At 64.3% G+C, this 18,591-nt stretch carries 16 protein-coding genes and 1 other annotated feature (1 of these 17 running past the window's edge); of the genes, 13 read left to right on the top strand and 3 right to left on the bottom strand.

Going from position 1 to position 18,591, the window contains the following annotated elements:
• Window positions 1–95 (top strand) — a binding site (T-box leader) (it extends 135 nt beyond the left edge of the window).
• A gap of 60 nt (window positions 96–155) precedes the next feature.
• On the top strand, window positions 156–1,391 hold the full coding sequence (locus tag KAR29_RS03625; RefSeq protein ID WP_274374278.1) for an argininosuccinate synthase: 1,236 nt from the start codon (window positions 156–158) through the stop codon (window positions 1,389–1,391).
• 61 nt (window positions 1,392–1,452) lie between these two features.
• Here KAR29_RS03625 and KAR29_RS03620 read toward each other — a convergent pair whose 3' ends face one another.
• The gene (locus KAR29_RS03620) at window positions 1,453–3,519 is read right to left on the bottom strand and encodes a GGDEF domain-containing protein (RefSeq protein WP_274374277.1); all 2,067 of its coding nucleotides are present in this window, start codon (window positions 3,517–3,519) and stop codon (window positions 1,453–1,455) included.
• A gap of 455 nt (window positions 3,520–3,974) precedes the next feature.
• Here KAR29_RS03620 and KAR29_RS03615 point away from each other — a divergent pair, with 455 nt between their 5' ends.
• The 5 genes from KAR29_RS03615 to KAR29_RS03595 all read left to right on the top strand — a co-directional run bounded on the left by KAR29_RS03615 (window position 3,975) and on the right by KAR29_RS03595 (window position 9,410).
• The gene (locus tag KAR29_RS03615) at window positions 3,975–4,430 is read left to right on the top strand and encodes an NADH-quinone oxidoreductase subunit NuoE family protein (RefSeq protein ID WP_274374276.1); all 456 of its coding nucleotides are present in this window, start codon (window positions 3,975–3,977) and stop codon (window positions 4,428–4,430) included.
• Window positions 4,427–6,277 (top strand): NADH-ubiquinone oxidoreductase-F iron-sulfur binding region domain-containing protein, encoded by a 1,851-nt coding sequence (locus KAR29_RS03610; RefSeq protein ID WP_274374275.1) that lies wholly within the window; start codon window positions 4,427–4,429, stop codon window positions 6,275–6,277. Before KAR29_RS03615 ends, KAR29_RS03610 begins: the two co-directional genes overlap by 4 nt.
• Before the next feature lie 5 nt (window positions 6,278–6,282).
• The gene (locus KAR29_RS03605; RefSeq protein WP_274374274.1) at window positions 6,283–7,017 is read left to right on the top strand and encodes a 2Fe-2S iron-sulfur cluster-binding protein; all 735 of its coding nucleotides are present in this window, start codon (window positions 6,283–6,285) and stop codon (window positions 7,015–7,017) included.
• 102 nt (window positions 7,018–7,119) lie between these two features.
• Window positions 7,120–7,596 carry a 4Fe-4S dicluster domain-containing protein gene (locus KAR29_RS03600; RefSeq protein ID WP_274374273.1) on the top strand — a complete coding sequence of 159 codons (477 nt, stop codon included), beginning with the start codon at window positions 7,120–7,122 and terminating at the stop codon, window positions 7,594–7,596.
• Window positions 7,596–9,410 (top strand): aldehyde ferredoxin oxidoreductase family protein, encoded by a 1,815-nt coding sequence (locus tag KAR29_RS03595; protein WP_274374272.1) that lies wholly within the window; start codon window positions 7,596–7,598, stop codon window positions 9,408–9,410. Before KAR29_RS03600 ends, KAR29_RS03595 begins: the two co-directional genes overlap by 1 nt.
• 177 nt (window positions 9,411–9,587) lie before the next feature.
• Here the strand turns inward: KAR29_RS03595 and KAR29_RS03590 are convergent, their stop codons facing one another.
• Window positions 9,588–10,139 carry a LemA family protein gene (locus tag KAR29_RS03590; RefSeq protein ID WP_274374271.1) on the bottom strand — a complete coding sequence of 184 codons (552 nt, stop codon included), beginning with the start codon at window positions 10,137–10,139 and terminating at the stop codon, window positions 9,588–9,590.
• A 301-nt stretch (window positions 10,140–10,440) separates the two neighbouring features.
• Here KAR29_RS03590 and KAR29_RS03585 point away from each other — a divergent pair, with 301 nt between their 5' ends.
• From KAR29_RS03585 to KAR29_RS03570, 4 genes are read left to right on the top strand one after another with little or no spacing between them, the layout of a single operon-like run.
• Window positions 10,441–11,823, top strand: coding sequence for a cobyrinate a,c-diamide synthase (locus KAR29_RS03585; protein WP_274374270.1), 1,383 nt, complete (start codon window positions 10,441–10,443; stop codon window positions 11,821–11,823).
• The gene (cbiB, locus tag KAR29_RS03580; RefSeq protein ID WP_274374269.1) at window positions 11,813–12,745 is read left to right on the top strand and encodes an adenosylcobinamide-phosphate synthase CbiB; all 933 of its coding nucleotides are present in this window, start codon (window positions 11,813–11,815) and stop codon (window positions 12,743–12,745) included. Before KAR29_RS03585 ends, cbiB begins: the two co-directional genes overlap by 11 nt.
• Window positions 12,742–13,785, top strand: coding sequence for a pyridoxal phosphate-dependent aminotransferase (locus KAR29_RS03575; protein WP_274374268.1), 1,044 nt, complete (start codon window positions 12,742–12,744; stop codon window positions 13,783–13,785). Before cbiB ends, KAR29_RS03575 begins: the two co-directional genes overlap by 4 nt.
• Window positions 13,786–13,819: 34 nt before the next feature.
• Complete coding sequence (locus KAR29_RS03570) at window positions 13,820–14,599, top strand: EFR1 family ferrodoxin (protein WP_274374267.1); 780 nt, start codon at window positions 13,820–13,822, stop codon at window positions 14,597–14,599.
• Between the two features lie 5 nt (window positions 14,600–14,604).
• Here the strand turns inward: KAR29_RS03570 and KAR29_RS03565 are convergent, their stop codons facing one another.
• Window positions 14,605–14,796 carry a hypothetical protein gene (locus KAR29_RS03565; protein WP_274374266.1) on the bottom strand — a complete coding sequence of 64 codons (192 nt, stop codon included), beginning with the start codon at window positions 14,794–14,796 and terminating at the stop codon, window positions 14,605–14,607.
• A gap of 367 nt (window positions 14,797–15,163) precedes the next feature.
• Here KAR29_RS03565 and KAR29_RS03560 point away from each other — a divergent pair, with 367 nt between their 5' ends.
• The 3 genes from KAR29_RS03560 to KAR29_RS03550 all read left to right on the top strand — a co-directional run bounded on the left by KAR29_RS03560 (window position 15,164) and on the right by KAR29_RS03550 (window position 18,566).
• Complete coding sequence (locus tag KAR29_RS03560; RefSeq protein ID WP_274374265.1) at window positions 15,164–15,772, top strand: protease inhibitor I42 family protein; 609 nt, start codon at window positions 15,164–15,166, stop codon at window positions 15,770–15,772.
• 87 nt (window positions 15,773–15,859) lie between these two features.
• Window positions 15,860–18,010, top strand: a complete 2,151-nt coding sequence (locus KAR29_RS03555) for a C1 family peptidase (protein ID WP_274374264.1) — start codon at window positions 15,860–15,862, stop codon at window positions 18,008–18,010.
• A gap of 163 nt (window positions 18,011–18,173) precedes the next feature.
• The gene (locus KAR29_RS03550; protein ID WP_274374263.1) at window positions 18,174–18,566 is read left to right on the top strand and encodes a hypothetical protein; all 393 of its coding nucleotides are present in this window, start codon (window positions 18,174–18,176) and stop codon (window positions 18,564–18,566) included.
• Window positions 18,567–18,591 lie beyond the last annotated feature (25 nt).

Here is an 18,591-nt window from a genome sequence, read left to right as displayed (position 1 = left end):
GAAAACGCCTGGTTCCCGTTAAAGAACCTCAAGCGGCCGCAGATCACTCTGCGGCAAGTTGGGTGGTACCGCGGACAAAAGAGTCCGTCCCTTCTCGGGACGGACTCTTTTTTGATTTCAGGCACTCTTTGACGATTGAAAGGGAGGAAAAGACAATGACGTACAAAGGCAAAGTGGTATTGGCTTACAGCGGGGGTCTGGATACGTGCGTGGCCGTCAAATGGCTCATGGATCAGGGGTACGATGTGGTGACGATGACGGCCGACGTCGGCCAGGTCGTCGATCTCGAGGCCGTCAAGGACAAGGCCCTCAAGACGGGGGCCGTCAACGCCTATGTCATGGATCTCCGCGAGGAGTTCGTCAGTGACTTCGTCTGGCCGGCCCTCAAGGCCAACGCCCAGTATCAGGGAACCTATCCCCTCAACTCGGCTCTCTCTCGTCCCCTCATCGCCAAGTACCTCGTCTGGGTCGCCCAGATGGAGGGTGCCGTCGCCGTCGCTCACGGCTGCACCGGCAAGGGGCAGGATCAGGTCCGCTTCGAGGTCTGCGTCGGCGCTCTCGATCCCAAGCTGCAGGTCCTGGCTCCCGTGCGCGACTGGCATTTCAGCCGTGAGACGGAGATCGAGTACGCCAAGGAGCACGGCATTCCCGTGCCGGTCACGGCCAAATCCCCCTACAGCATCGACGAGAACATGTGGGGTCGGGCCATCGAGTGCGGCGTTCTGGAGGATCCCTGGAACGAGCCTCCCTCGGACTGTTTCGCCCTCACGGCCGATCCCTGGGATGCTCCGGACGCCCCTCTTTACATGGAGATCGGCTTCGAGAAGGGCCTTCCCGTCTCCCTCGACGGTGCCGTCATGGAGGGGCCGGCGCTGATCGCCAAGCTCAACGAGATCGCCGGAGCCTGCGGCGTGGGGCGGATCGACATGATCGAAGACCGTCTCGTCGGCTTCAAGAGCCGTGAGGTCTACGAGTGCCCTGCGGCCGTCGTCCTCATGGGAGCTCACAAGGCCCTGGAGAAGCTCACCCTGGCTAAAGAGGTCCACGCGGCCAAAGCCGACATGGAGAACAAGTACGGGGAGCTGGCCTACGTCGGCTACTGGTACTCTCCCCTCAAGGAGGCCTACGACGCCTTCTTCGACAAGGCCCAGGAAGTGGTCTCCGGCGTGGCCCGCGTCCGTCTCTACAAGGGACAGGCCGTCGTCGTGGGCCTCAAATCGGAGAATTCCCTCTATCAGGACGATCTGGCCACCTATACCGACGCCGACACCTTCGACCACGGATCGGCCAAGGGGTTCATCAACGTCTGGGGGCTGGCCGTGAAGACCTGGCGCCAGGTCCACCCCGCCGAGGCCCTGACCGTTCCCGATCTCAAGGCCGTCGGCCAGTAAAACTTTCCTCTTCCCCGGCGATGAGAACGAGGAGGTCCGCAGGATGCGGACCTCCTCGTTCTCATCGCCGGGGAAGAGAGGGCAGTCCCTCCTCGGATTCGACGCGGTTTCGCCCCTCCTCTTTGGCCCGGTACATGGCTCGGTCGGCGCGAATGAAGAGGGCCGACGCCTTGTCGGAGGGGCCGTGGAAAGAGGCGGTGCCGAAACTGGCCGTGATGCGGAGAAAAAGACCCTCCCGGAGCCGGGGAAGGACGAAGTCGGTCCCCTCCACCTCTTGTCTCAGCCGCTCCGCGGCGCGGCAGGCCTGGACGAGATCGGTCTCGGGAAGAAGGATGCCGAACTCCTCGCCTCCAAGACGGGCCGGTAGATCTTCGGCCCGCAGGGATTTCCGCAGCCGTCGGGCCAGTTGGCGCAGGACCTTGTCGCCGCTGTCGTGGCCGTAGGTGTCGTTGACGGATTTGAAGAAGTCGATGTCGCAGAGGATGACGGAAAGAGGGCGCCCGTGACGGAGGGCCCGGGCCGTCTCTCGTTCGAGGGACTCGAAGAAGACCTTCCTGTTGGGCAATCCCGTCAGATCGTCCGTCGTCGCCCGCCGCAGAAGGCGTCGTGCCTCCTTGCGGCGGAGAAGATGGGCCGAGATCATCTCCGAAAGGGTCCTGAGCAGGGCCTCCGTCCTCTCCCGGCCTCGTCCCGATAGAGGCTGAAAGGCCAAGGCTCCCCAGAGGTGGTTCCCCGCGCAGAGGGCGCAGAAGGAGAATCGTCCCTCGTCGGCGCGGGGGAACGAGGTCTCACCCGACGAGGGCTCCGGAAGGCCGTCCTCGACGATCTTTTTGCGGTTCAGTTCCGTGAGCCATTCTACCGGAACGTCGTCGACGAAGACCTTTCCCTCTTCGAGGCCCTCCGAAGGGAGCGGGGGCTCGGGAGAGCCGTAGGCGTAGCGGATCTCCAGAAAGCGGCGACGCTCTGTCGAGAGGGAGCTTCGCAGGAGGAGAAGCCTGCGGGCTCGTGTCATCTCTCCGACGCGGGCGAAGGCCTCGCGCAGCTCCTCCTCCCCGACGCCGCTGGAGAGGAGGAGCTGCGCCGCCTCGGCGAGGAATCGCTCCAGGGCGAGGTGTTCTTCCAGCTCTTCGTTCCTTTGGCCGATGACCCTGTCCTTCCTGTAGACGGCGATGAGGCACAGGAGGGCGAGGCCGAGGAGCAGAAAACCGATGACGAAGGCCGAAAGGGCCCAGGAGGGGAAAAAGGCGAACTCCTCGTCGTAGAACCAGCGGCGCTGAAGGTTTTTGAGAGGAGAGAGAGGATGGGACTGGAGAAGGGCCAGCTTCTCGTCGAGCCTTGCCAGAAGATCGCCGTTTTTCCCCTTTGTCGTGGCGAAGACGATGCGCGACGGCGCGAAGATGACGGGGCTTCTCCTTAGGCCGTAACGGCGGACGAGGTTGGCCGTCGTCATCTGTTCGGCGGCGCAGACGTCGACGTCGCCGCGGCGAAGCAGGCCGAGGGCCTCGTGCATCGTCCTCGTCTCGACGATTTCGCAGGCGACGGCGAGCCTGTCGAGGATGCGTCGCAGCTCGTAGAGGGCATAGAAGCCGCCCTGGATGGAAAGCCTTTTCCCGTCGAGGTCCTGAAAGGCCAGGATCTCTCTGTCGTCACGGGTGAAGAAAGTGTACCAGGTGGCATAGTGATGGACGTCGGCGAAATCGACGCGCCTCTCCAGGGCCAGAGTGGAGGCCATGCTCAACAGATCGAGTTCTCCCCTTTCGAGCATGGACAGCAGTTCATCGCCGTGTCCCTCGACGAGGGAGATACGCCAGGGCTCGCCCTCGGCGAGGAGCTCGAGGAGATCGGGGAAATACCCTTCGTAACGTCCCCCCTCACCTTTGAAAAAAAGGGGTGGGAGCTCCATCATTCCGTAGCGGATGAGCCTTTCCAAGGCCGAAAGAGGCGAGGCGTTGAGGACGAGAAGGGAGAGAAGGGAGAGAAGGAAGGCGAGGCAGAGAGCTCCTTTGGAACCGCTCGGAGAGGAGAGCCTTCTTCCGATGAAGGAGAGACTGTCCGTGTCCTTTCGGGAAGAGCCGTAAGAGGAGCGTCCCGGGTTTTTCCCGTTGCGCCTTTTTCTCCGTTCGGCCACGCAGGCACACCTCCAGAGGTAGACTCAAGAGAATCGATTCCAGGACGGGGAGGGTCATTTTCCGTCTCCACAAAAACAAAAATTTTCTCAATGGTACAATGAAAAGAAGGGTAAAGCCAAGAAGCCCTTTCAATTCCATGTCGACGGCGGTCTCTCCCGGCGAGGTGGGCGGACCGGTCCGGCCTCCTCACGACGACTTGCGACGGGGGCTTTGCGGGACTTGGGATGGAAAAGAAGGCTCGTCGTCGACGGAAATTCCGCCTACGTCAGGTGAAAGCCGACCCTTAGGGTCTTTTTTCGTTTTTTTGATCTGAAAAATTCGCGAAAAAAGGGGCTTGATCTGTATAAAGTGTGCTAGAATGAGAATTGGAAAGGGTCCTTTCTTCAGCCAGTTAAAAGAACGGATATTTCCGACGGTCCCGGCCGGGGACCCTGTTTCGAGGGGGCAGTGTGATATGGATACCGATGCCGTCAAAGGGATTCTCGAGGCCTATGGCCGCGAGGAACGGTTTCTCCTACCCATTCTGCAGGATCTCCAGGAACGTTTCCGTTACCTTCCCCGTCCCGCGCTGGCCGAGGTGGCGCGCTATCTGTCCGTCTCCGAGAGCCGCGTCTACGCCGTCGCCACCTTCTACAAGGCCTTCAGTCTCACCCCAAAAGGAAGAAAATCGATCAAAGTCTGTACCGGCACGGCCTGCCATCTCCGCGGGGCCGGAGCTCTGCTGGACGCGCTCGAAAAGGAGCTGGGGGTGGCCGTGGGCGGAACGACGGCCGACGGCCAGTTCACGCTGGAGACGGTCAACTGTCTCGGGGCCTGTGCCCTGGCCCCCGTTTTCACCGTCGAGGATCAGGTCTACGGCAAGTCGGCCGGTCGCCTCGGCGAGATCCTCGAAAGGGAGCGACGGTCATGACGGCCCTTGCCGACTTTGTCTCTCTTGAGGCGTTGCGCCGTTCTCTGCGCGAGAGGAGAAAGGCGCCTCATCGCCTCTGTGTCTGCGGGGGGCCGGGCTGTCTCGCCTCGGGCAGCGCCGATGTCCACAGGGCGCTGCAGGAGGCGGCCGACCGGATGGGGCTGGACCTGGAGGTCTCTCTTGATCTGGTCCGCACCGGCTGTCAGGGCTTCTGCGAGAGGGGGCCTCTCGTCACCGTTCATCCTTCGGGCCTTCTCTACGGCCACGTCCAGCCGCAGGATGCCGAGGAGATTCTTCGCGTCACCGTCCTTGAGGGGGGTGTCGTCGAGAGGCTTCTCTACCGCGAGGGAAAAGAACTCTTTCCCCATGTCGAGACCCTTCCCTTCTATCGGAGGCAGAGGAAGAAGGTCCTGGCCAACTGCGGTTTCGTCGATCCCGACAGCATCGAGGATTACATCGTCCAGGGCGGCTACGGGGGATTGGCCCGTGCTCTGACGATGGAGCCTCAGGCCGTCGTCGACGCCGTCGTCCGATCGGGCCTGAGAGGACGAGGTGGCGGCGGTTTTCCGGCGGGACGGAAATGGGAGGCCTGCCGCAAGGCTCAGGGAAGCCCCAAGTATATCCTCGCCAACGGCGACGAGGGAGATCCCGGAGCCTTCATGGACAGGAGTCTCATGGAGGGAGACCCTCACAGCCTCGTCGAAGGAATGATCATCGGAGCCTACGCCATCGGATCGGAACAGGGCTTCATTTACGTCCGCAACGAATATCCTCTGGCCGTGAAGGCCCTCCGTCGGGCTATCGGCGAGGCCCGTCGCCTGGGGCTTCTGGGGCCCGACATCCTCGGGTCGGGTTTCTCCTTCGATCTCGAGATCTGTCGCGGAGGGGGCGCTTTCGTCTGCGGCGAGTCGACGGCTCTCATGGCCTCCATCGAGGGGCGGCCCGGAACGCCTCGCGTCAAATACATCCGTTCCACCGACAGGGGCATCTGGGACTGTCCGACGGTGCTCAACAATGTCGAGACCTGGGCCAACGTCCCTCTCCTTCTCTCCGACGGCGTCGAGGCCTTCCTCTCGCTGGGGACGGAGGGAAGTCCGGGGACGAAGGTCTTCTCCCTCGTCGGCAAGGTCCGGAACACGGGGCTGGTCGAAGTCCCCATGGGGATGACCCTGAGGGAGATCATCTTCGACATCGGCGGAGGCATGGACAGGGGGCGGCATTTCAAGGCCGTCCAGACGGGAGGCCCTTCCGGAGGCTGTCTCCCCGAGGCGAGCCTCGATCTTCCCGTCGATTTCGACAGCCTCGACGACGCCGGTTCCATCATGGGGTCAGGCGGCATGATCGTCATGGACGACAGGACCTGCATGGTCGACGTGGCCCGCTACTTCGTCTCCTTTCTCGTCGAGGAGTCCTGCGGCAAGTGCACGCCTTGCCGCGAGGGGCTCAAGCAGATGGAGGCGATTCTGAAAGACCTCACGTCGGGCAAGGGCCGCCCCGGAGACGTCGATCTTCTCCGCTTCCTGGCCGAAAACCTGCGCGACACGGCTCTCTGCGGCCTGGGCCAGTCGGCGGCTAACCCCGTCCTCTCGACGTTGCGCTACTTCCCCGAGGAGTACGACGAGCACGAGAGGGAGGGTTTCTGCCGGTCCGGTGTCTGCCGGGGGCTTTTCCACTTCGTCGTCGACGAGACGTCCTGCAGAAGCTGCGGTCTCTGTGCCTCCGTCTGCCCCGCCGGGGCCGTGGCGGGTCGAAAGGGAGAGCCCTACGTCATCGACGCGACGGCGTGCATCCTCTGCGGCAAGTGTCACGAGGCCTGTCCCTTCCAGGCCATTCGCGTCGGGAGGTGAGGGACATGGTCACCATCACGATCAACGGAAAGGAGTTAACCGTCGCCCCGGGGACGACGGTCCTCGAGGCGGCCCGAAGCCTCGGCGTCGAAATCCCCACTCTTTGTCACCACGCGGGCCTGTCTCCCGAGGGGAGCTGCCGCCTCTGCATGGTCGAAGTGGAACAGAGGGGGAGACGGCGCCTCGTCGCCTCCTGCATGTTCCCCGTCGCCGAGGGCCTCATCGTCGAGACGGAGACGGAGCCGGTGGCCCGGGCCCGCCGTTTCGTCCTGGGCCTTCTCCTGGACCGATCTCCTCACGCGGAGGAGATCGTCGACGTGGCCCGCCGTTACGGTGCCGTCGGCTTCGGCCGTCTGCCCGAGGGCGAGCGCGATAGCTGCATCTACTGTGGACGCTGCGTTCGGGCCTGCGAGGAGGAGGCCACGGGCTGTCTGTCCTTCGGCTTCCGCGGCTGGGAGCGCAAGGTGGGCGGTCCCTACGAGGAGCCTCCCTCGGCCTGCATCGGCTGCGGCGCCTGCGCCAAGGTCTGTCCGACGGGACATATCGTCATGGAGGAATCGGAGGATCGGCGCCTCATCTGGGGGCGGACCTTCGAGCTGCTGCGCTGTTCCCTCTGCGGCGAGCCCTTCGCCACGGAAGAACAGCTCGAGTTTCTGGGAGAGGAGGACGAGAAGGAGAGAATCTGCGAGCGCTGCCGGAAGCGGGTTTTCGCGGCTTCTTTCACGGGAGGCCTTCGCTGACGGACGTTCCCTGATCGGAGGCAGCCGACAGGGGGCGGGGAAACGTTTCGGAATGTCTGGAGCCGGTCCCGTGCCGGTGAAGAAAAGGGGGAATCGGGTCTGATGGAAAAGGTGCTGCTTCTTTCACCCGAGAAGTGTATCGGATGCGGCAGCTGCGAGCTGGCCTGTTCCATGGCCAAAGAGGGCGAGTTCCGTCCCGCCCTGGCTCGGATGTCGGTCTATCGCTTCGAGGGAGGCGTCAACGTTCCCATGGCCTGTCAGCAGTGTGACGACGCGCCCTGCGTCGCCGTCTGCAAGGTGGGTGCCCTTTCGCGAGACGAGGACAACGTCGTCGTCGTCGACGGGGAAAAGTGCATCGGCTGCCGGATGTGCGTCCACGCCTGCCCCTTCGGCAACATGGCCTACCACCGCGAGAAGAAAATGGCCATCAAGTGCGATCAGTGCGGTGGCGATCCTCAGTGTGTGGCCTTCTGCCCCACCAAGGCCCTGGAATTCCTTCCCGCCGACACGGTGGCCCTCGAGAGGAAGAAGATGTTCTCACGCAAGTTCGCCCAGATCGCCCAGGAGGTGACGGACTGATGTACGGATGGATGAATAAGGTCCTCCGCGTGAACCTCTCTCTGGGGACTTTCTCCGTCGAGGCGTTGCGCAAGGACGACGCCCGGGACTTCATCGGGGCCCGCGGCCTGGGGACGAAATACTTCGTCGACGAAGTCGATCCCACCGTCGATGCCCTTTCGCCGGAGAACAAGCTTTTCTTCGTGACGGGGCCTCTTACGGGGACTTTGGCCACGTCGGGCGGACGCTACGAGGTGGTCACCAAGGGGCCCCTCACGGGGACCATCGCCGCCTCCAATTCGGGAGGCTACTGGGGCGGCGAGCTCAAATACGCCGGCTACGACATGATCATCTTCGAGGGCAAGGCTCCGAAGCCCGTCTATCTCTACATCTACAACGATAAGGTCGAGTTGCGCGACGCCGGGTCCCTCTGGGGCCGGAACGTCGACGAGACGACGGATTTCCTCGTCGAGGCCACCGATCCCGAGGCCAAGGTGGCCTGCATCGGGCCTGCCGGAGAAAATCTCGTCAAGTTCGCCTGCATCATGAACGACAAGCATCGGGCTGCGGGACGGACCGGCGTCGGCGCCGTCATGGGAAGCAAAAACCTCAAGGCCGTCGTCGTCAGAGGGACGAAGGGCGTCAAGGTGGCCGACGGGAAGGCCTTCATGGACGCCGTCAGGCAGTGCCGTGACAAGCTGGCCGCCAATCCCGTCACCTCCGGCGGCCTGCCCGCCTACGGGACGAATGTCCTCGTCAACATCCTCAACTCCGTCGGCGGTCTGCCGACGCGCAACTTCCAGGAATCCTGGTTCGAGGGGGCCGAGGGAATCAGCGGCGAGACTCTTTCGGCCGACTACCTCATCCGCGCCAAGGGTTGCATGAGCTGCACGGCCCGCTGCGGCCGCGTCACCCACGTCGACGGCAAAAAGGGAGAGGGCCCCGAATACGAGACGGCCTGGTCTTTTGGCGCCCACTGCGGCGTCTCGGACATGAAGGTCGTCTTGAGGGCCAATTTCCTCTGCAACGACCTGGGCCTGGACACGATCACCATGGGGAGCACCATCGGCTGCGCCATGGAGCTCTTCGAGAAGGGCTACGTCACGAAAGACGAGACGGCCATGGATCTGAGCTTCGGCAACGGCGAGGCCATCGTGGCTCTCACGGAGGCCACGGCCTACCGGAAAGGCTTCGGCGACGTCCTCGCCGAGGGGTCTTACCGCATGGCCCAGCGCTACGGACATCCCGAACTCTCCATGTCGGTCAAGAAACAGGAGATGCCCGCCTATGATCCCCGGACTCTCCAGGGGATGGGGCTCGAATATGCCACGTCCAACAGGGGCGGCTGTCACGTCCGGGGCTACCTGACGTCGCCGGAGATTCTGGGCCTGCCGCAGAAGCTCGACCCGGCCAGCGTCGAGGAGAAGCCCTTCTGGGCCAAGGCCTTCCAGGACCTGACGGCCGCCGTCGATTCGGCGGGGCTCTGCCTTTTCGTCACCTTCGCTCTGGGAGCCGACGACGTGGCGGCCCAGCTCGAGACGGCCACGGCGGCGGGCTATACGGCCGAAGAAGTCGTCCGCTGCGGCGAGCGGATCTGGAACCTGGAGCGTCTCTTCAACCTCAAGGCCGGCGTTGGTCCCGAAGAGGATCGGTTGCCGCCGCGCCTTCTCAACGATCCCGTCCCTGCCGGTCCTGCCAAGGGGCAGGTCTGCCGTCTGGGCGAGATGCTCCCGGCCTACTACGAGATCCGGGGGTGGGACGAAGAGGGCGTTCCCGGAAAGGCCAAGCTGGCCGATCTGGGCCTTTCCGCCTACGGCCTCCAGCCGGAGGCGTAAGGAGAGCCCGTCGCCGGGAAGTCTCTCGGATCTTTCTCGGGATTTTTCGGGCACAGCAGGAGAGGGACCCTCGTCGAGGGTCCCTCTCCTGCTGGAGGGTCTTTGTCTTGTCCCGGCAGGGAGCCTCCGTTCCCGTGGCCTCTTCGCGAGGAGACGGAAGCGTTGGTCCCAGAAGGACTAGAAGGCGACTTCCGGCGCTGCCCGTTCCCCCTCGTCGGCCTCAAAATAGTCGGCCTTGACATGGCCGAAGTGACGGGCGATGAGGACGGCGGGGAAGGTGGCGATGGCGACGTTGTAGTCCCTGGCCGTTCCGTTGTAGTAGCGGCGCGACATCTGGATGTCGTTTTCCAGGGAACCGAGCTGTTCCTGGAGCTGGAGGAAGTTCGTGTTGGCCTTCAGTTCGGGGTAGTTCTCTGCCACGGCGAAGAGGGACTTGAGGGCGCCGGAGAGCATGTTCTCCGACTGGGCCCGGTCCCCTACGGACTGGGCCCGGGCCACACTGGCACGGGCCTCCGTCACCTTCTGAAAGACGTCGCTCTCGTGGGCGGCGTAAGCCTTGACGGTTTCGACGAGGTTGGGCACGAGGTCGAAGCGCCGTTTCAGCTGGACGTCGATGCCGCTCCACCCCTCTTCCCTCATGTTCTGAAGGCGGATGAGTCGGTTGTAGACCGAGACGGCCCAGAGAATGACAAGTGTGACGGCGGCCGGGGCGGCGATCCAGATCAGCATGCAAATTCCTCCTCGTCGGTCGTGTATCTCCTTTCCTATTCTACACGAGGGATCTCTGCGCCGCGAGAGGCGCTCGCGAGGAGGGAACGCCGTCGACGAGCTCCCGGTCGGGGCGGTCCTGTTTCCCTCTTCTCCCCGTCCTCTCTTGCGAGGAGGCCGCCCCCTTCGGAGGAACGCTCCTTCGGTGTCCTGAAGTCGCTTCCGTTCCTCTGCTCCTTTTTCCCTTCAGACGCTAAAATGGAGCTGTCGTCCGAACCTTCCGCGTAAGGATCGCAACGAATCGAAGAAAGGAGTTCCCACGATGACCCATCCGGCTTTTGTCGTCGCCGCCGCCTCGAGCGGTTCGGGCAAGACGACGTTCACATCGGGCCTGATCCGCGCCCTGACGCTCAAGGGACTCCGCGTTCAGCCCTTCAAGGTCGGTCCCGACTTCATCGACCCCTCTTATCTGGCGGCGGCTGCGGGACGCCCCTGTCGCAACCTCGACGGCCACCTTCTTCCCGGGCCGAGGCTCGAGGCTCTCTTCAGGCGACAGGCCGAGGCCGATGTCGCCGTCGTCGAAGGCGTCATGGGCCTTTACGACGGCCTGGGTCCCGAAGGCCTCTACTCGACGGCATGGACGGCCCGTCGCCTCGATCTGCCCGTCCTGCTCGTCGTCGACGCCGCCGCCGGGGCGACGAGCGTCGCCGCCGTCGTCCACGGCTTCGCCACCTTGCCGAATCTGGCTCCCTCTCTCGTGGCCGTCGTCCTCAATCGCGTGGGCGGAGAGGCCCACGCCGAGACGGTGACGGAGGCCGTCGAAAACCTCACGAAACTTCCCGTTCTGGGCTGGTTGCCCAAAATGGACGATGTCATCTTCCCCTCGCGTCATCTGGGGCTCGTTCCCGCCCTGGAACGGGCCGAGCTGGCCCTTCAACTTGATCGGCTGGGCCGGGAGGTGCTGGCGCGCGTCGATCTCGAAAGGCTTCTGGCCCTGGCCTCCCGTCGCAGGGACTTGCCCCCGGCGCCTTTGGAGGAAATCGTTCCCCTCTCGGACCATCCTCTGCGCGTCGCCTACGGCTGGGATCGGGCCTTCCATTTCTACTACCGCGACGCCCTCGATCTGCTCGAATCTTTCGGTGCCGAGCTGGTTCCCACCAGCCCTCTCGCCGACGAGGCCCTGCCCGAGGGAACGGAGGCCCTTTTCATGGGAGGGGGCTATCCCGAAGTCTTTCTCGACGAGCTGGCCGACAATATCCCCTACCTGACCTCGCTCCGGTCGGCCCACGCCGCGGGACTGCCCATTTACGGCGAGTGCGGGGCCATGATGTATTTCGGCCGGGGGCTCACCGACGGAAGGGGACATCGACGGGAGCTGGCGGGTCTTCTCGATATCGAGACGACCATGACGGATCGCCTTCAGCGCTTCGGCTATGTCCACGTCGACGTTCTGGAGGATACGGTTCTGCAGGAAAAGGGGCAGCGTCTGCCCGGTCATGAGTTTCACTACTCCGTCGCCTCCGGCGTCGCTCCCGATGCCTACAGGGTCAGCCGGGCCCGCAGGGAGATCCTCTCCTGGCCCGAGGGCTATCGCTCCGGTTCCCTCCTGGCCGGCTACGTCCATCTCCACTTCTGGAGCGACTCGACTCTGCCCCGGCGCTTCCTGGGCCAGGCCCTCGGGAGGAGGAGTACCCATGTCCGTTGAGGCCCTTCTTCTTGCCCTGACCCTCGATTTCCTCCTGGGAGACCCTCAATGGCCCCTCCATCCCGTGCGCCTCGTCGGCCGGGTGGCGACCTCCCTCGAAGGAGCCTGTCGGCGCCTGCCTCTGGGCGGTCGCCTTCAGGGCACGATCTTCCTCGTCGCCGTCGAAGCGACGGCGCTTCTTCCCCTTGCCGGGGCCCTTCTGGTCAACGCCTTTTTCCCTCTTCCCTGGGTTTTCGAGGGCATCGTCCTCTATTTCGCCCTGGGAGGAAGCGCCCTGGGGCGGGAGGTGCGCCGCATCGCCGAGGCCTTCCGGCGAGGGCGTCTCGACGAGGCCAGAAAGGTTCTCTCCTTTCTGGTGAGCCGCGACACGGAGGCCATGGGGGAGGAGGCCGTCGCCTCGTCGGGACTGGAGACCCTGTCGGAAAATTTCAGCGATGCCTTCGCGGCGCCTCTTCTTTACGCCCTTCTGGGAGGTCCTCTTCTGGCCTGGGCACACAGGACGGCCAACACTCTCGATGCCATGGTGGGTTACAAGACGGAACGCTATCGGGACTTCGGGTGGGCCTCGGCCCGTTTCGACGACATTCTGGGGTGGGGGCCGGCCCGCCTTTCTGCGGCGGTCATCTCCCTCGCCTCCCCCCTCGTCGGAGGCGAGGTCAAGGAGGCCTGGACGACGGCGTTCCGAGACGGTCCTCTGCTGGAGAGTCCCAACTCGGGCTTCCCCATGGCGGCTTTCGCCGGGGCGCTGAGACGTCGGCTCTGCGGGCCCGTCTCCTATTTCGGCTCCGTCGAGGAGAAGCCCTTCGTCGGCAGCGGGCCCGGGCCCGACGGCCTCGACCTCGAACGGGGGCTCTCTCTTTACTGGGCCGCCTCTCTTCTGCTGGCCCTCTTCGTCGTTCTGGCCGGGGCTCTTCTCTCGTGAGTCTCCATGGCGGTCGAATCTGGGAGCGCGACGATCCCCGGTCCTGGGTCGATTTTTCGGCGAACATCAATCCCTGGGGGCCCCCCCTCTTCGCCGTGAAGGCGGCCCGGCGGGCTCTGGCGTGGATCGACCGCTATCCCGACGGGGAGAGCCGTTCCCTGCGCGAGGCCCTGGAGCGGGCCACGGGGAGGGATCGTCGAGGGATCGTCGTCGGCAACGGTGCCGGCGATCTCATCAGAGCCCTCTTCGCCTCGCTCCGTCCCCGGCGCTTTCTCACCGTCGAACCCACCTTTGCCGAATACGGCGACGTGGCGCGCTCCCTCGCGATCCCCGTTCGTGCCTTTCCTCTCGACGCAGCAGAGGGTTTCGCCTTTCCCGTCGAGGCCCTCTGCGACGTTCTCGATGAGGGGGATCTCCTCCTGGCCTGTCAGCCCAACAATCCCACGGGCCGGGCCTGGACGGAAGGAGAACTGGAGTGTCTCCTGAAGGCGGCGGAGGCGAGGGGAGCCCTTCTCGTCGTCGACGAGTGTTTCCTCAACCTGACCGTTCCCGCGGCGGCCACCCTCTTCCGTCATCCCTGGCCGAAGGGGCTTTTCCTCCTCCGGGCCTTCACGAAGGATTTCGCCCTGCCCGGACTTCGCGTCGGCTACCTTCTGGCCTCGGAGGAGGCGGTCGGGAGGGTGCGGGCCTTTCTTCAGCCCTGGCCTCTCAACTGTGTCGGCGAGGCGGCGGCGAGGGCCTGCCTCGAAGAGGGAGGGCCCTTCCTCTCTCGCTGCCGGAAGCGGCTTGCCTCGGCACGACAGGCCTTCTCCGAAGGGCTCGCCGCCCGGGGCTTCGCGGTCTTTCCCGGCGCGGCCAATTACCTTCTCTGCCGCTCTCCTCTCGACGGGAAGACCCTTCAGGAGCGCCTTGTCCCGTCGAAGATTCTCGTCCGACGCTGTCATACCTTCCCCGGTCTCGACGATGGCTTTGTCCGCCTCGCCGTCCGATCGGAAGAGGAAAACGGCCGTTTTATCGAAGCCCTCGACGCTCTGTTCTGATCTCTCCCGGGGAGATGAAGAAGGAGGAATCGCCATGCATCGTCTGTACGTCTACTCCTCGACGGGCAACAGCCTGGCCCTGGCCGAAGGCCTGGGCCGGCGGCTCGGCGCCTGCGAGCTGATCAACATGGCCCGCCATCCGGAAAAGGAGGAACGGGTCTCGGGCGAGACGGTGGGACTCGTCTTTCCCGTCCACGCTTTCGGCCTCCCGTCCGTCGTGCGCCGTTTCATGGAGCGGCTATCGACGGACGGAGCCTCCGTCTACCTGCTTCCGAACAGCGCCGGCATGCCTCTCGGCGCCTCGGCCCTGGCGGAAACGGTGCTCCGTCGACGGGGCCTCTCCGTCCGGGCCGCCTTTCACGTGACCATGGCCGGAAATTACCCGCCCCTCTCCAATCCCCCTTCGGGGCGGAAGAGGCAGAACCTGGCCGACAGAGGAGAAAGGGCCCTCGACGCCGTCGCCGAGGCCGTCAGGGAGGGGCGCGAGGTCTCTCCTCCGGGGAGAGCGCTCCGTGCCCTTTCGGAGTTCATCAACGGCAAGGCCTTCGAGCGGGTCTCCGGCGAGGATCGCCGCTTCTTCGCCGACGAAAACTGCGTCGGCTGTGGCCTCTGCGCCGAACTCTGCCCCGTCGGCAACATCGTCCTCGAAGGAAAACGGCCTCGGTGGCTGCACCGCTGTGTGGGCTGCTTCGCCTGTTTCCACTGGTGTCCCCAGAAAGCCCTCCAGTACAACAGAAGCTCCTCGGCCGGGCGAAACCGCTACAACCATCCGGCCGTCTCTTTGGACCGCTACCGTCGATGGTGCCGGGAGTGAGGTCCTCAGTTCCCGGCCCTGGATCGAACGCCTCTCAGCCATCGTCCCGCCGCGGCGGCGAGGGCCGCCAAGAGGATCATGACGGGCGTGCCTTTCGGGCAAAGAGGCTGGCCGCAACAGGGGCAGCGGGAGGTGCTGACGAAAAGGCCGAAATAGCCGGCCCAGGAAAACAGAAAGGATTTCAGCGAAGCCTTCATGGGGACCTCCGGGAAAAGATCGAGCTTTGACGGGCCATCCCGATCCGCAGGCTTGCCGGGACAGACTCCGCCAGATCCGCTTATTCGAGGGAAAGTTCTCGGGCCTCCGGTCGGCTCCCTGCCGGGCCGATGGAGAGTTCCGCCTTTTTCCGTCTGCCGGTTCGAGGCGGCGAGGGCGCACGAAAATTTCGGAGGAGGGATGCCTGTCTTCGCGGCCCTTTCCCTCGCGTTTTCCCGCAAGGTGAGGGGCGGAGTTCTTTCTCCCCATTATACGTTGGCGTCGTTCTTTCGTCCTGGTATACTCGGCTGAAGATGAAACCGAATTTACACGGTGCCGTCTCGGAAAAATCTGAAGGAGGCGATCTCCATGAACTGGAAGGTTTTCTCTTCGATCCTTCTGTCGGTCCTGCTGTTCGCTTCTTGCTCCGCCGCCGAAGGTCCCCACATTCAGGGACTGGTCCGGGACGGCTGCGGCGAGCCCCTGGCAGGGATCCGCATTCGCGGCTGGGACGGCAAGAGGGCGGTCTCGGCCCTCTCCGACGGCAGAGGGGAGTTCGTCCTGGCCGGTCTCGAGGGAACTTCCGTGGCCCTACGCTGGGACAGGGACGGTCACCCTTCGGCGCGCCTCGATTCGGTTCGTCTCCCCTCGGCGGGGGCTCTCTTCGTGAGTCTCGAATATGGTGAAATGCCTTCAGGCGGCACGTTCGTCGTGCGGATTCCGACGAACCCTTCGACGGGCTATTCCTGGTCACTCGACGGAGCCGGCGACGGGGCCGTGGTCAGGACCGCGGGTGTCGTCATGGAAGAGCCCGAACCGGAGCGCTCCCCTCGCGGCCGGGGCGGTGCCGGGGCTCATCAGCTCTGGCTCTTCCGGGCCTTGACGAAGGGAACGGCGACGCTCTCTTTCGTCTATCGCCGTCCCTGGGAATCCCTCCCTCCGGCCCGGATTCACGTGGCGGTTCTGACGGTGCGATGAGGGGGCAAGCCGAAATAGCGTTTTGGAGCCCTTGTGTCGGGGCGGTTTTCTCCGACCGATTCGATTTCGCATGAGGGGGGTGTCCTCGTGACGGGCGGGAAGAAACTGCAGATCACCGTTTTCCTGTCGCTGCTTCTCTTTTTCTCGCCCGTCGCGGCCGTGGCCGCGACGGGTTCTTCTGCCCCCGCCAACGGGGAGTTCCTCCAGTACGTGGACCGTTTCCTCCGTCAGGGCCGTTATGCTTCGGAAGAGAGCCATCCCCTCGGCGAAAGCCCCTCTCCCGTCGATATCTCCCACCTGAAAGGGAGCGATCTTCTCCCCGCCTTCTCTTCGGCGTCGGCCTTTCCTTCGGCCTATGATCTCCGGGAAAGAGGGGAGATGACGGCCGTCCGCGACCAGAGCCCTTACGGCACCTGCTGGGCTTTCGGGGCCATCGGGTCGCTGGAATCGACCTTCCTCAAGGGGAGAGGAGAGACGTTGGACTTTTCCGAATGGCATCTGGCCTACTTCCGTTCCGTCGACGAGAGCGAAAGCCTCCCCGCCTTCGACACCAACGACGATCCCTCTTTCGGAGGCGATCCCATCTTCGATCAGGGCGGCAACGCATGGAAGTCGACGGCCCTCCTGGCCCGTTGGACGGGAGCCGTCGCCGAGTCGGCCCGTCCCTACCAGAACGTGATTCCCTGGGACAGGCAGACGACCCCTCTTCCCTCGGATGCGGTCGCGGGGCGTCTGGAGGAGGTCTACCTTCTCGGAGAGGCCTTCGAGGAGGCGGCCGTCAAGGCGGCCCTTACGGAATACGGTGCCCTCGTCTTCAGCATGGAGTGGGCCAACGACGCCTACGACGGTGAGACGGACTCCTACTACTGTCCCGAAAGGCTTTACCACAGCGGCCACAGCGTCGTCCTCGCCGGCTGGGACGATGCCTATCCGGCGGCGAACTTCAGGGCCGATCCCGGCAGGGACGGAGCCTGGCTGGTGAAGAACAGCTGGGGGGCCGAATCCTTCGGCGACGAGGGGTATTTCTGGATATCCTATGCCGACGGGACGTTGAGGAACCCGGCCCTTTTCGTCGGCGGTTCCGCAGAGTCCTTCGATGCCCTCTACCAGTACGATCCTCTGGGCTGGATCGAGAGCTGGGGCTTCGAAAGCGAGACGGCCTGGATGTCCAACGTCTTCGGGGCCCGGGGAATCGTCGAGAGCGATGACGTCGTCGTCGAGAGCCTCGAGGCCCTCTCTCTCTACGCTCTGGCCGCAGGGACCTCCTATCGCGTCGAGGTCTGGACGGGGGGAGACGTCGACGTCCCCCGAAGCGGCGAGCTTATCGCGATTCAGGAGGGCCTTCTGGATCTCCCCGGTTACCGGATGATCCGTCTCGACGAGTCTCCCTATCTGGTTCCCGGAAGATCTTTTGCCGTCGTGGCTCGGATGACGACGCCGGGCTATGCCTTCCCCGTCGCCGTCGAAAGCCCTCTCGATGGCTACAGCGGCAAGGCCAGGGCCGGCAGGGGGGAGAGTTATGTCAGTTCAGACGGCGCGGCCTGGCGGGATCTTTCCGTCGCCAAGGCCGACAGCAACGTCTGTCTCAAGGCCTTCACGAAGGCGGCCTCCCTTCCCGTGGCTTCCGTGGTCCCTCTCCTTCCCGACGGAGACGAGGTCCGCTCCGAATCGGGCGCCGAACTCCTTTCGGCCGAGGCCACGGCCCGTCGGGCCCGGCAGAACGCCGACGTGCTGACTTTTCTTGACGCGGGGTGCGTCCTTCGTCTTGCGGCCGTCGATTTCGGCGGGACGGCGCGGGACCTGACCCTGTCCATCGAGGGGACCGTCGTCTCGGCTCTGAGCCTTCATGATGAGGGGACGGCGAGCCTGACGCCCCTTGTGGCCCAGATCGGCGGAGAGGAGGGGAACGCCTTTCATCTCTCCCTGCCGAGGTCCCAGATAGAAGATCTCGGGAGCGGTTCCTTGACGGTGCGTTTCCACGCCGATCGGTCGGCCACGGTTCTGCTCGACGGACGCGATCTCGTGGAAGAGGGGCTGGCCTCTTTCGTCTTCGACGGGAGAGACCGCTACCTGGAGCTGACCTTTTGCGACGGCGACGGCCTCTCTCCGGACGGTCTGGCGGGGGCCCTTTTTGTCGTCCAGGCCCGCTCCTCCGGCTCCGGCGGCTGCCGGTCCCTTCCTGTCCCGTCGGCCGCCCTGCTCCTCCTGCCGGCTCTGGCCCTTCTGCGGAAGCCCTGACGTCTGGCCTTCCCGTCGGGCCTGGCCTCCGACGGGGGAGGGGAAAAGAGAAAGATCGTGAAAGAGAGTGTTCTCACCTCCCTCTCTTCCGTGGGAGGGCCGGTGTCAAACGCCTGGCCAGGGCCGAAGTCGCCTTGGAGTTGCCCATGAGGGGGATAGCCAAATGGACGCGAAGATTCTCCGGGTGATCGAGGACCAGATGAGGTGTTGGCCTGCCGTGAAGGGCCTGGACGCGTTCATCAAGGAATGTTCCGAGTCGGGCACGTTCTGGCTCGGCGACGAGCTGCCCCCCTGGATGCGGGAGATGGATTTCGACGAGCTCGAGATCCGCAGCGCCCTCGAATTCCTGCGCCCCGAACTGACAGCCCGCCAGATCGGCTATCTTGAGGCATGGACGGCCGTCTGGCAGACTCTTCGCGAGGACGGCACGTTCCACCGACGGGTCAAGGAGGTTCTCGGAGGCCGTCTCTCCTGGCCCGCCTACCGCAAGGAGACCGAAGAGGTTCTGGGCCGCCCGATCCCTCGAAGTCACTGGTGGTTCTGGCCCGACGAGTGACCCGACCGACAGCGGACAGCACGAC

Origin of the sequence: Aminithiophilus ramosus (genome assembly GCF_018069705.1) — a bacterium.
Classification (GTDB): domain Bacteria; phylum Synergistota; class Synergistia; order Synergistales; family Aminithiophilaceae; genus Aminithiophilus; species Aminithiophilus ramosus.
This window is presented reverse-complemented; position numbering and strand designations above follow the sequence as displayed.